Below are 12579 nucleotides of genomic sequence, written 5' to 3'. Positions count from 1 at the left end.
CTCGACCTGTGCCTCGGACGCATCGTGGGCGAGGGCGACTCCGAGCCCGTGTACATCGGCCGCCTGGGCCTCAGCGACCGCGCGGGCGAGCCGCTCCTCATCGACTGGCGCGCACCCGCGGCGGAGCCGTTCTTCGCGGCGACCCACGCGAACCCGCAGGGGATCGTGAGCCGCCGCCGCTACCGCTGGACGAACGGGCGCATCACCGACTACTGGGACGAGGTGTTCACCCCCGAGGGCCTCGCGCAGCGCGTGGCGCTCGACGACGAATCGGCGTTCATCGCAAGCCTCGGCGCGAGCAGGTCGCCGCGCATGCGCGATGTGCTGAGCACGATCCAGGCCGATCAGGACGCGATCATCCGCGCCGACTCCCGTGGTGCGCTCGTCGTCGACGGCGGTCCGGGCACAGGCAAGACCGTCGTGGCGCTGCATCGCACGGCGTACCTGCTCTACTCCGACCCGCGTCTCGGTCATCGGCGCGGCGGCGTGCTGTTCGTAGGCCCGCACGAGCCGTACCTCGCGTACGTGTCGGACGTGCTTCCCAGCCTCGGTGAGGAGGGCGTGCTCACCGCGACGCTGCGCGACCTCGTCGCCGAGGGCGCGACAGCCGGGACAGAGCCGGATGCCGCAGTCGCCCGCCTCAAGGAGACCGTCGACGTCGACCGCATCATCGAGCGCGCGGTGCGCTACCACGAGGAGCCGCCCGCGCGGCCGATGCTCGTCGAGACCCCGTGGACCGACGTCGTGCTCACGCCCGACGACTGGGCGGAGGCGTTCGAGGCCGCCGACCCGGCCTCCACGCACAACGACGCTCGCGATGAGGTGTGGGAGGCGCTGCTCGAGATCCTTCTCGACAAGCTCGAGGGCGAGGCATCCGAATCCGCCCTGCGCCGCGCGCTGCGTGCGAACGACGCACTCACGTCGACGTTCACGCGCGCGTGGCCGATCCTCGATGCGGCGGGAGTCGTCGCCGACCTGTGGTCGGTGCCGGCGTACCTCGACGTGTGCGCACCGTGGTTGACGCCGGAAGAGCGCCGGATGCTGCAGCGCCCCGATCCACGCGCGTGGACCGAGTCCGACCTGCCGTTCCTCGACGCCGCGCGCCGGCGCATCGGCGACCCCGAGGCAGGCCGGCGTCGCCGTGAGCGCGAAGCGCTCCTCGCCGCCGAGCAGGAGGAGCGCTCCCGCGTGGTCGACCACCTCATCGAGGCGGACGACAGCGAGATGCTCGTCATGTCGATGCTGCGCGGGCAGGACTTCACGAACACGCTCGTCGACGACGCCGCGCTGCCGAGCTACGACCCCGACGTGCTCGCGGGCCCGTTCGCGCACATCGTGATCGACGAGGCGCAAGAGCTGACCGATGCGCAATGGCGGATGCTGCTGAGCCGCTGCCCATCGCGCAGCTTCACGATCGTCGGCGACCGTGCGCAGGCCCGGCATGGCTTCACCGAGTCGTGGGAGGAACGGCTCGCGCGCATCGGGTTCCGTGACGTGCGCGTGTCGTCGCTCACGATCAACTACCGCACGCCCGAAGAGGTCATGACCGAGGCGGCGCCGGTGATCCGCGCAGTTCTGCCCGACGCGAACGTGCCGACGTCGATCCGTTCGACGGGCGTTCCCGTGCGGTACGGCACGGTGGACGAGCGCGACGCGATCCTCGACGAGTGGCTCGCGACCCACGATGAGGGCGTCGCCGCGGTGATCGGCGATCCGACGTTCGCGGGGTCGCGCCGCATCCGGTCGCTCACCCCCGTCACCGCGAAGGGCCTCGAGTTCGACCTCGTGGTGCTCGTCGGCCCCGAGGCGTTCGGCGAGGGCATCGAGGGCGCCGTCGACCGCTACGTGTCGATGACCCGCGCGACGCAGCGGCTCGTGATCCTCACGCGCTGATCACGCGCTCACGACGCACCGGAACCCGATGTGCGTCGTCGCGGAGTCCTCCGACTGCGGGGAGCGCGCGGCGGGCCGGAACCGCAGGCAGTACTCGGGCGCGCACAGGTACGACCCGCCCTTGAGCACGCGGCGCGGGATCGTCGACCCCGGTTCCGCGCTCGCCGTGCGCAGCAGGTCGACCCGGCCCTCCGCGTCGACCCGCCGGGCGCCCGGCACGATGTGGCGCGGCGCGTAGTAGTCGGTCGTCCACTCCCATGTGTTGCCGATGAGGTCGTACACGCCGTAGCCGTTCGGCGGGTACGACCCCACCGGCGCGGTGTCGGCGCCGAAGCGCCCGCGGTTGTCGTACGGGAACCGTCCGACCCACGAGTTCGCCTGCGCGTTCCCACCGGGGAAGGGCTCGCTCCCCCACGCGAACCGCTCGCCGGCGGCACCGCCGCGGGCCGCGTACTCGTGCTCGGCCTCGGTCGGCAGACGCTTGCCCGCCCAGGCCGCGTAGGCGGACGCATCCGCGAAGGACACATGAACCACCGGATGCCGCGACCGCCCCTCGAGCGAGGACTCCGGTCCGAACGGGTGGCGCCACGAGGCGCCGGGCTCCCACCGCCACCACTGACGCCAGTCGCTGAGGTCCACCGGGCCAGAGGTCGGGGTGAAGACGAGCGATCCGGGCACGAGGTCCTCCGGAGCGACACCGGGATACTGCTCCGGGTCGAGCGGCTGTTCGGCGGTCGTGACGTACCCCGTGTCGGCGACGAACTCGGCGAACTGCTCGTTCGTGACGGCGAAGCGGTCGATCCAGAACTCCTCGACGGTGCGCTCGTGCACGGGCTGCTCGTCGGGGTAGAACTCGTCGGAGCCCATGTCGAACGTGCCCGCGGGGATCCGGACCATCGAGTCGTCGGTCACGTGCTCATGCTAGGCGGGCTCGAACACCACGACCGGAGTGTTGTGCGAGCGCAGGCGAGCCTGCTGGTCGAGATCTCCGCCCCGCCAGTAGTCCTTGTATCCGGCCCACAGCCGCTCACGCTCGACGCCGTGCGCCTCACGGGCGCGCACCGCGCGCTCCTCACCGCCCGGCAGGTCGATGCGTGTCAGCGGGTTCGCTTTGAGGTTGAGCCACCACGCGGGCGACGGGTCGGCCCAGCCGTTCATGGCGAGCGTCACGAGGTCGGGCCCGTCTTCATAGAACGCGACGATCGCCACGCGCTCCTTGCCGCTGCGCCGCCCCACGGTGTGCAGCCTCATCATCCCGTAGCTGCCCGGCTTGGGCGCTGAGAGCCCTTTGCGACCGCCGGTGACGCGGTAGATCGCCCGGTGCACGACCCACGCCGTGCGCACGAACCACCGGGGCGGGATGCGGGCGGGAGCTTCGGTCGCTTCGTCCATTCGTGGCTGCCTTCAAGTCGCACGGCCGGTGACGCGAGTCAGTCTCGCAGAGGGGTGACCCGGCCGGAAGCGGGCAGACGGACCGTGACCCTGAGCCCACCGCCCTCGCGCGGCCGGAGGTCGAGCGTTCCGTCGTGCGCGCGCACGATGCGGTCCGCGATCGCGAGCCCGAGGCCGACCCCGGCGTCATCCGTGCGGACACGCGTTGCGCCACGCCGGAACGGCTCGGTGAGCGTCGCGACGAGCGCGGGGCTGAGCGCCTCGCCGGTGTTCTCGATCTCGAGCACCGCAGACGCCCCGTCGACGCGGGTCCCGACGTCGACGGCTCCCCCGCTCGGCACGTTGTGGACGACCGCGTTGTGCAGCAGGTTCGTGGTCAGCTGCAGCAGGAGCGCGTGAGAGCCGACGACGGTGCTCGGCTCGGCCCGCATCCGGATCGTCACTCCGTGCCTGTCGGCGAGCGGCTGGAGGGTCTCGGCGGCCTCTTCGGCCACGAGCGACAGATCCACGCTCTCGCGCGGGAACGACCCGGCATCGGCGCGACTCATGGTGAGCAGCGCCTCGGTGAGCTCGACGGCGCGGGCGTTGACGGCGTGCAGGCGCTCGATGAGCACGTCGACGTTTCGATCCGGATCGTCGCGAGCCACCTCGAGGAGCGCCTGCGCGATCGTGAGCGGCGTCCGCAGCTCGTGCGACGCGTTCGCCGCGAAGCGCCGCTGCTCCCCCACGTGGGACTCGAGCTGCGCGAGCATCGTGTCGAAGCTGTCGGCGAGCTCGCGGAACTCGTCGTTGCGCCCCTCGAGCTCGATGCGGTGCGAGAGGGAGCCCGTGGCCGCCTTGCGCGTCGCCGCCGTGATGCGCGTGAGCGGCGCCAGCATCCGTCCCGCTAAGAACCAACCGCCCGCCAGCCCGAAGACGAGCAGGAACAGCAGCGCCCACCCGGCGGCCGGAGCGAAGGCGCGCACGAGGTCACCGCGGTTCGGCACGAACGGCCCGGGTCCGGTGATGGGGCCGGCCGGCACGTAGCGCAGCAGGAAGAGCCATACGACCGCGAGCAGCAGCACGCCCGCGACCATGAGGAACCCCGCGTAGCTCAGCGTGAGCTTGAGGCGGATGCTCACGCCTGGAGACCTATCCGCCATCGTCGCCTCCCTCACCGGCATCGCCGGGCGCCTCGATGCGGTACCCGACGCCCGGCACGGTCGCGATGACCCACGGCTCGCCGAGTCGCTTGCGCAGAGCCGAGACCGTGATCCGCACCGCGTTCGTGAAGGGGTCGGCGTTCACGTCCCATGCGCGTTCGAGCAGCTCCTCCGCGCTGATCACACCGCCTTGCGCGGCCATGAGCACCTCGAGCACCGCGAACTGCTTGCGCGTGAGCGGCACGTACCGGCCGTCGCGGTACACCTCGCGCCGGAAGGGGTCCAGGCGCAGTCCCGCGATCTCGAGCACGGGCGGACGCGCGTGGCCCCGCCGACGATCGAGCGCCCTGAGGCGCAGCACGAGCTCCTGCATCGCGAACGGCTTCGTGAGGTAGTCGTCCGCCCCGAGCTCGAACCCCGACGCCTTGTCGTCGAGCCGATCGGCGGCAGTCAGCATGAGGATCGGCGTGCCGCTCCCCGACGCGACGATGCTCGCGGCGACCTCGTCACCCGACGGACCGGGGATGTCGCGATCGAGCACCGCCACGTCGTACGCGTTGACCTCGAGGAGCTCGAGCGCGGTGTGTCCGTCGCCGGCGATGTCGGCCGCTATCGCTTCCAGGCGCAGACCATCGCGGATCGCCTCGGCGAGGAGCGGTTCGTCCTCGACGACCAGTACGCGCATGGGTCGATCCTAAGAACCGCCGCATATCGTCCGCGTAAGAAGAACCGCATACGCCCTCGCAACACGCCCGTTGGTGGGCTGGCGTCATGCGAAGACAGTCATCGGAAGTCGTCGTCCGCAGGACGATAGGCCTGGCCCTCCTCGGCACCCTCATCGCGGGGGCGGCGCTCGTCGGCAGCCTCGTGCTGCAAACCGTGCCGTCATCGGCGGAGTCGGCCGAGTCGGCCGGATCGGTTACGAGCACGCCCGTCGCTCCCCCGCTGCTGGGTGCGGACGGGTCGCTCCCCGAGGGCGTGACGGTGTTCGACGACGAGTACGCGGGCGTCACGCGACTCTCGCCGGAACTGCTGGAGGCGCTGCGCGCCGCGGCGACGGCGGCGGAGGCCGACGGCATCCGGTTCTTCGTCAACAGCGGCTGGCGCTCACCCGAGTATCAGACGCGACTGCTCGACGACGCGGTCGCGGAGTACGGCTCGCGCGAGGAGGCGGCGAAGTGGGTCGCAACGGCCGAGACGTCGCCGCACGTGACCGGCGACGCGGTCGATGTGGGTGAGACGGATGCCACGTCCTGGCTCTCGCAGCACGGCGCCGCCTTCGGCCTGTGCCAGATTTACGCGAACGAGCGGTGGCACTACGAGCTGCGGCCGGAAGCCGTCACGCAGGGCTGCCCGCCGATGTACCCCGATCCGACCTTCGATCCCCGGATGCGGCCGTGAGGGGTCAGCTGATGCGGAGCTCCGCGATCCGACCGTCGCGCACCGTGAAGGCGAGCGGGCTGCGGCCGTTGAAGCCGTTGCCGGTGACGTCGACCGTGATGATCCAGGCATCCGGTCCGTCGCCGTGCGCGACGTCGGCCACCTCGAAATGGGACCGCTTGCCGATGTTGTCGGTGCGATCCCAGCTGCGCACGCCCTCGTGGCCGTGGAACTCGCGGCCCCAGTCGTTCAGGTACGCGTCTTCGGTGAACGCGGCGACGAAGCGATCGGAATCGCCCGCGTTGGTCGCCTCGACGAACTCGCGGATCGGGTCGGGCAGCTGCAGTTCGGACATCGTGACCTCCCTGGTGACAGGGTAGCGGCGCCGTTCGGGGGCGGTGGGACCGGGTACGTCAGCCGCTCAGGGAGCGTTCGACCCAGTCGCGCAGCTGCGGGGCGGGGACGGCGCCGATCATGCGGTCTGCCTCTTTTCCGTCGCGGTAGACCAGGAGCGTGGGGATCGACGAGACCGCGTGACGCTGGACGACACGCGGCGAGCTGTCTGCATTGACCTTGGCCACCTTGAGGCGTCCGGCCAGGTCGCGGGAGAGCTGGTCCACGACCGGCGCGATCTGCCGGCACGGCCCGCACCAGGGTGCCCACACGTCCACGAGCACGGGGAGCGTGGCCTCGCCGACGACAGCGTCGAACGAGTCGTCATCCGTTTCCACCAGCCAAGGCAGGTCGGTGTGGCACTTCGCGCAGCGCACCTTGCCCGACCGTGCCGGTGGTACGCGGTTCTTCGCCGCGCACCCCGGGCACGTCACCACGCTCACAGCCACACCCCATGCCGGGCGAGCGCTGCCTGCACCTGGCGGAGGCTGGGCTCCATGAGCCACTCCCCGCCGATATGCACGACCGGTGTGCGCAGGCGCCCGCCGGCCAACGCCTCCAGGCGCGCATGCACAGACGGATGCTCGTCGAGGTCGACGTAGTCGTAGCCGATGCCCGCCCGATCCAGCGCCCGACGGATCAGCTGCGTGATCCCGCACCAGCGGTTGCCGTATATCGCCACCGGCACAGTCCGCGTGCGGGGTGCCCACCGGGTCGGGACGGGTGTGACATCCACGATGCTCATCGCAGCACCTCCTCGCTCTTGCCATTGTCGCGCTCCCCCGTCGCGACGAGATCGAGGGCGTCGACGAGCTCGTCGAAGTCGGGCAGCTCCTTCAGCCGCTCGGAGACGTGTGTCCAGCGGATGACACCCTCAGCGTCGATCAGGTAGACGGCGCGTTCGCTGAATCCGTCCGCGCTCCGCCACACGTTGTACGCGCGTGCCGCCTCCCCCCGCGGCTGGAAGTCGCTCAGGAGCGGATAGCGGATGCCGCGCACGGCGGCCCACGCGCCGTGACTGTAGATCGAGTCCACCGAGATGCCGAGAAGCCGGATGCCGCGCGACGCGAACTCCTCGTACTCCTGCTGGTACAGCTCCAGTTGGACGCTGCATCCGGGACTCCAGTCCAGCGGGTAGAACACGAGCGCCACGGGCGACCCCCGCAGGTCCGAGAGCCGCACGATCGTGCCGTCCGCTGCGGGCAACGCGAAGTCGGGTGCGGGCGTGCCCGGCGTGAGCCCCGTCGCCACTCGAGGCCCGTCCATGGGGGGCGCACTCAGGTAGAGATCACGGATCGCGTCCAGACCTTCGGCGGGTTCCGCCGTGGACGTGGCCTCGATGCTCGTCGTCGACTCGAGCAGCTCGAACGCGTCCATCACCTCACCCCGGCCTTCCGTGAGCGCACGTGGACGGGGACGTTCCCGCGCATCCGGGTGCCGGGGCCCTTCCGGGCCCCGGGGAGCCACCGGGTCAGGAAGCGACCGAATGCGCGGGTTCGGCTTTTGGGTGTGCGTCCCTCTGCGCCGCCTCGCCGGATTCGATCGCCTGCGGTGCGGACGACGGAGAGCCCACGGCGACCGCGACCTTTCGCGGGAGCGCATCGGCCCTCACCGGCAGCGTGACTCGCAGCACGCCGTTCTGATAGTCGGCCGCGATCGCATCCACGTCCACGTCGTCACCCAGCGCGATCTGCCGCACCACCCGCGCGGAATCGCGCTCACGGATCAGCCACCGCTCGTTGCGATCCTCGCGTGAAGTGTCACGATCCGCGCGGATCGTCAACAGCCCCGGTTCGGCGGTCACATCGACCAACGACGGTTCGAACCCCGGAAGATCGACCTCCATGACGTAACGGTCGTCATCCCGGTAGAGGTTCACCGGCGCGGCGCTCAGCGCAGGCACCGGGAAACCAGAGAAGAACGTCGAGCTGATCCGGTCAAGCTCCTTGAACGTATCGAACAGCATCATCACTCTCCTCTCGTCATTGAGTCACCTCGTATCAAGTTCACTTTCAGTGACGCACTGGTGGTCGCGTTTATTCCCGCCTGCGGCATGATCGCCGGCGATCACGACACGGCGGCGCGGTGCGCGCAGTCTTCGCTCGGCGTGAGACGCGTGCGCCGCAACGGACGAGAGGGCCGGCCTTTCGGCCGACCCTCTCGATGTGGTGGGCTGTTGGCAGAACTACTTCTGTTGCGGATCGGGGTGGTGAGCCCCTCCTGGTTTTCCTGTAGCCGTGTCCAGATTTTCCTGTGCCCCGACCGTTCCACCCACACGAGTCCGGTCCCACCGGTTTGAGCCGACTCAGCGCGTCAGCCCTTCGTCCGTGGTGTCTCAGGCCCGGACAGAATGGAGAGCAGACGTCGAAAGGGATCCGGATGCGATATCTGTGGAGCGCCCGCTCACCGCCCTCGCGGCGAGTCGCTCCGTCCGGGGCATGTGGCGGCTGGCCACCGACTGGGCCGCTACGCCGAGCAGATGGTGCGGGTGCTCGATGCCGAGCCGGGCCTTCGAGGGTGGCGTCGTCGATCGCTGGGCCGAGCAGCTGGTGACGAGATTCGAGCGTAAGGGGACTGCCGCGGGCCGCGGCATCGCCGACCGGGCGCAGCGCGGATCGGGTAGGTCAGCCGCCACCTGCGATGTTTACCAGCCACGAGGTCCCGAACCGGTCGACGCACATCCCGAACTCGTCGCCCCACGGCTGGGTGGCCAACTCGACCGTCACGGTCCCCCCGTCCGACAGCGCCTGCCAGTACCCGCGCAGTTCCTCGGTGTCGTCCCCGCCGAGGCTGACCGCGAGGTTGTTCCCGGGCCGCAACGTCTCGCCCGGCAGCATGTCGGCGGCCATCAGTGTGAGGCCAGACGCTGTTTCCAGCTGGCCGTGCATGACTTGGTCGCCAATGCCGTGGTCGTCGGTGCCGAAGTCGCCGAAGTGATTAATCGTGAGATCGCCGCCGAACACGTCCTGGTAGAACGCCAGGGCGGCCGAGGCATCACCTGCGAAGCTGAGGTAGGGGGTAAGTCGAGTGGTCATCGACCGATGATAGAGGGCTCATCCCGCTCGAGGGTGTAGTTGCGGCCTGAACCCGCCGGACTCGAGGAGTGATCTGGCGATGTAGTTCGTCAGGTTGCGGAACCCGAGGGCGGAGCCGCGGAGGTGCTCGAGCCGGCCGTTGATCGCCTCGGTCGGGCCGTTGGAGGTGCCGGCCCGGTCGAAGTGGGCCGGTACGTCGGCTCCTCGCTTCTTCAATGTGCTGCCCAGGGTGATGATCTCGGTGAGGGCCCTCGGCACGCCAGCGCTTTCCTGCGGAGCCGCATCGATGCCCGCGTGATGCCAGCCTTGGACAGCGACGCACGCGCGCAACGCACCCGCGCATCGTGCTCTTCCCCGTGCAGGGCATCTGAGACGCACAAGTAGACGGATGGTTGTGACGGTGTGTAGCAGCCGCTAGATGCACTGACCCCGCCCGGCGCACGATCAGCCGTCGGTACCGGAAACCAACGCGCGCTCGACCACCCAGATTCGGGCGACGCTATTCAGGCGCAGAAGAAGAACCGAAGACAGCGACGGTCCCCGCGCCGGAACGACTGCTCAGTACGACAGCGAGGATGCCCAGCCCGAGCGTGGCGGCCAGGAACCCGAGCGTGCCGAGCGCGCTGAACAGGCCGACCATCTGGAGCAGCGCCGACGGCGCGGCGACTCCCAACAGCTGCGGCAGCACCCACAGTGCGACCTGTGCTGCCAGCACCCACAGCGGCGCCCAATTCCATGGGCGCGGAACCACCTGCGCTCGGCCCGCTTGGACCGCGGCGATCAGCCCTGCCACCACGGGCAGGACGATCGAGAGGTAGAGCCAGAACAGCCAGGCGTCTGAGCGTGCGGTCGTCAAATCTGTGGGTATGGTGAGCAAGTTGATGATGGTCGCAACCGCGGGCCACAGCGCGACGAGCGTTGCCGCCGCGAGCCCGAGCGGTCTACGCGCGACGACGCTTCCCTCTCGGTGAAGTCCGAATGCCAGCACGAGGATCGCGGCGGCCCACAACGTGTCGGCCAGCAAGGAGAGAACGGTTCCCACGATCGGGTCTCCGAAGACAGACCCGCGCAGCACGCCGACGATCCCACACGCGATGAGTCCGATGCCGCCGATCCGCCAGGTGGGTCTGCGCCCATGCATGAGCCAAAACTACCCGCGTCGCCTCAGACCCATCGTCCGGTCGAGGACCCTCATCTGGCATAACCGGAAGACCGACGCCGAATCGTGTGCAACCGGGAAGATCGGAGGTGCGACAAAAATCGTCCGCCAGACGGCGCTCCCGACTTCCCTTGCCTCTCGGACGCGTCGCTTCAGCGCGTCCGGCGTGTGCACGTAGTCCGTCGGGTGTAGGTCCGCTCCGCCACGACTCCGGCGTCCCCAGCGCGCCAGGGAAGTGAGTTCAACGTCTGTTGGACTTTCGATTTCTCCGGCGCATCGCGAAGCGTGGAGCCGCTCGCATGTTCCGGTGTTCAGACTCACGCGGCCTTCGCGAACCGCTGTTGGAGACGTTCGTACTGGCCCTCGGAAAGTATCCAGTTCGCGCGCAACACGAATGTGACAGCGCCTCGCATCGCTTTCATGAGCATCCGCAGTTCCTCCGCCTCTTCCGGAGTGCCGCGATCCGCATGCTTTAGCTGCTCGGCGTCCTTTCGCACCTTCACCAGCGTCGTGGCCAGCATCGAGTTGAGCGATGAGTCCGGGTTGGGTGCCTGGCCGGCGTGCGAGAAGCACAGCGCTGCCGCCCGTTTGGTGGGGATCAATTCGCCGTCACCGTTGCGCCGATAGGTCAGCGTCTTGTCACCGGGATAGTGCAAGGCGACCCATGCCAGAACCTCTTCGGGTGTGAACGCGGTACGCAGGAGGCGATCGACGAATTCGACCAGACTGCTCGCTGCCTGTGCGATCCCGTCCTCTGACGACTCCAGCGCCTGCTCGAAGCCGCGCAGCTTACGAACCAACACGTCGCTAAGCTCGCTCGCACGCAACTCGGCTTCGACATCAAGAACCATCCGCAGCGCGTCGACCAGATCGTGCAGTCCGGTGGACAGCGCGGATGACTCATCCGGCCTAGCCGGAAACCCAAGCTCAGAAAAGCTCAACTCTCGGCGCTCCATGTAGCTCTCGATCGTGCTGTCCATCTTCAGCAGCATCCCGATGAGCACGAAGTTGGCACTTGAGCTCGATGCGAATCCCTCGCGCTCCCTGTCGTTCAGCGGCACGGCCGCATCCTCCAGGGCCTGAACGAGGGGCAAGATCGCTCTCATCAAGCGCCGGAGCGCCAACAAGCACAGCGCCCAGTCGGCTTCCCACCCACTGACGAGGCGACTGTAGCCTCCGGATCCCATGAGCCGGTGCAAGAACGTTTTGGCTGACCCGTTCTTAAAACGCGCTACGTAAGGGTCAATCACCGCTTTGATGTCGGATTCGGTGAAACGCGCCAGCTTTTCCAACAACTGATCTACGTCGTTCCCGGGAAAGATCGCCTGGAACCGACTGGCGAGGGCCTCGAGGCGGTGTTCCCAACTGCGTGAGCCATCTGTATCGAGCACGTCATGGAGACTCTCGACGACAGCATCCATCACGTCGAGCGCGAAGTCGGGCAATCCCAGGGATCGTCGAATCGGAAGCGGTACAAGCCGTAGTTCTCGCGCCAGAGCTGACCGGTGGTGGTCGTGTGGCGGGTCGACGTCTGATTGCATTACGGAAGCTCCAATCTCGGTGTCGAGATGGTGCTCATCACCGATGCTAAGGACGAATAGTCACAGCACAATTCTATCCGTGGGGGCCGACACTCCCCCGGAACTCGCCGAGCTAGTCGACAGCGCCCCCGCGTCAGATTGCGGAGATATTCCGAAGCACTCGGCCGCGAGCGGCGCTACAGCAGTGCTTCGATGGCGTCGGGTCGGCGGTGCGGGTGTTGTTGATCTTTCGGTCGACCGGCACTGCTCGGGGCGAGGCCGATTCCGCGCGCTGAGGGACCGGCTTTCGCGCAGAAAGCTCCACGAGATTGGACGCCTTCACGTCCCGCTCGAACCATCTCCCACAGCGTCGACAAGCGGTTGAAAGTTGGACAAACCGCCGGTCAAGCGGACAACCTCCGCGTCCAAGTGACGCGCAAAGGAGGTGGGGTTGAGCTCACCTTCCAGACGATCGACCGAGGCGAACGCTCCCGACACGGCGAGTTCTCGCGCGACGGCGATTATGACTCGCCCCGGCGTGTCCGGAGACATGATTCCTTGGAAGGATCTGTCTCATGGGACGTCCCAGTAAGTATCCGCGCGAGCTTCGTGAGCGCGCTGTCCGCATGGTCGCCGAGCTGCGGCCCGACTATCCGAGCGAGTAC

14 protein-coding genes and 1 pseudogene are annotated in these 12579 nt (G+C 68.5%); 2 read left to right on the top strand and 13 right to left on the bottom strand.

Going from position 1 to position 12579, the window contains the following annotated elements:
- Positions 1–1893: RNA polymerase recycling motor ATPase HelR (gene helR, locus VFF97_RS00855; protein ID WP_325031601.1), on the top strand; the 1893-nt coding region annotated here is incomplete at its 5' end.
- On the opposite strand, the gene VFF97_RS00850 is transcribed toward helR, so the two are convergent.
- Genes VFF97_RS00850 through VFF97_RS00835 form a run of 4 tightly spaced genes read right to left on the bottom strand, consistent with a single transcriptional unit; the run spans position 1894 to position 5112 of the window.
- Positions 1894–2790: a formylglycine-generating enzyme family protein gene (locus VFF97_RS00850; RefSeq protein ID WP_325031602.1), complete on the bottom strand. Its 897-nt coding sequence runs from the start codon at positions 2788–2790 to the stop codon at positions 1894–1896.
- 24 nt (positions 2791–2814) lie between these two features.
- Entirely contained in the window at positions 2815–3285 is a 471-nt protein-coding gene (locus VFF97_RS00845) for a nitroreductase/quinone reductase family protein (RefSeq protein ID WP_325031600.1), read from the bottom strand.
- Between the two features lie 38 nt (positions 3286–3323).
- A complete protein-coding gene (locus tag VFF97_RS00840) occupies positions 3324–4406 on the bottom strand; it encodes a HAMP domain-containing sensor histidine kinase (RefSeq protein WP_325031599.1) in 1083 nt (360 codons plus the stop codon).
- A gap of 10 nt (positions 4407–4416) precedes the next feature.
- Positions 4417–5112 (bottom strand): response regulator transcription factor, encoded by a 696-nt coding sequence (locus VFF97_RS00835; protein WP_325031598.1) that lies wholly within the window; start codon positions 5110–5112, stop codon positions 4417–4419.
- Between the two features lie 86 nt (positions 5113–5198).
- Here VFF97_RS00835 and VFF97_RS00830 point away from each other — a divergent pair, with 86 nt between their 5' ends.
- Positions 5199–5828 (top strand): M15 family metallopeptidase, encoded by a 630-nt coding sequence (locus VFF97_RS00830; protein ID WP_325031597.1) that lies wholly within the window; start codon positions 5199–5201, stop codon positions 5826–5828.
- A 4-nt stretch (positions 5829–5832) separates the two neighbouring features.
- Here the strand turns inward: VFF97_RS00830 and VFF97_RS00825 are convergent, their stop codons facing one another.
- The 9 genes and pseudogenes from VFF97_RS00825 to VFF97_RS00785 form a co-directional block, all read right to left on the bottom strand.
- Positions 5833–6162, bottom strand: coding sequence for a nuclear transport factor 2 family protein (locus VFF97_RS00825; protein WP_325031596.1), 330 nt, complete (start codon positions 6160–6162; stop codon positions 5833–5835).
- Between the two features lie 58 nt (positions 6163–6220).
- Positions 6221–6538 (bottom strand): thioredoxin, encoded by a 318-nt coding sequence (gene trxA, locus VFF97_RS00820; RefSeq protein ID WP_325031595.1) that lies wholly within the window; start codon positions 6536–6538, stop codon positions 6221–6223.
- A gap of 101 nt (positions 6539–6639) precedes the next feature.
- Positions 6640–6945 (bottom strand): glutaredoxin family protein, encoded by a 306-nt coding sequence (locus tag VFF97_RS00815; protein ID WP_325031594.1) that lies wholly within the window; start codon positions 6943–6945, stop codon positions 6640–6642.
- Entirely contained in the window at positions 6942–7577 is a 636-nt protein-coding gene (locus VFF97_RS00810) for a redoxin domain-containing protein (protein WP_325031593.1), read from the bottom strand. The genes VFF97_RS00815 and VFF97_RS00810 overlap by 4 nt, the downstream gene beginning before the upstream one ends.
- 94 nt (positions 7578–7671) lie before the next feature.
- Complete coding sequence (locus VFF97_RS00805; protein ID WP_325031592.1) at positions 7672–8169, bottom strand: Hsp20/alpha crystallin family protein; 498 nt, start codon at positions 8167–8169, stop codon at positions 7672–7674.
- A gap of 655 nt (positions 8170–8824) precedes the next feature.
- Positions 8825–9235, bottom strand: coding sequence for a VOC family protein (locus VFF97_RS00800; protein WP_325031591.1), 411 nt, complete (start codon positions 9233–9235; stop codon positions 8825–8827).
- A gap of 18 nt (positions 9236–9253) precedes the next feature.
- Positions 9254–9502: pseudogene (locus tag VFF97_RS00795) on the bottom strand (transposase); the annotation flags it as partial.
- 232 nt (positions 9503–9734) lie between these two features.
- The gene (locus tag VFF97_RS00790; protein ID WP_325031590.1) at positions 9735–10376 is read right to left on the bottom strand and encodes a hypothetical protein; all 642 of its coding nucleotides are present in this window, start codon (positions 10374–10376) and stop codon (positions 9735–9737) included.
- Between the two features lie 335 nt (positions 10377–10711).
- On the bottom strand, positions 10712–11839 hold the full coding sequence (locus tag VFF97_RS00785; protein WP_325031589.1) for a hypothetical protein: 1128 nt from the start codon (positions 11837–11839) through the stop codon (positions 10712–10714).
- Positions 11840–12579: the final 740 nt, after the last annotated feature.

The organism is Microbacterium sp., from assembly GCF_035687345.1.
GTDB lineage: Bacteria > Actinomycetota > Actinomycetes > Actinomycetales > Microbacteriaceae > Microbacterium.
This window is presented reverse-complemented; position numbering and strand designations above follow the sequence as displayed.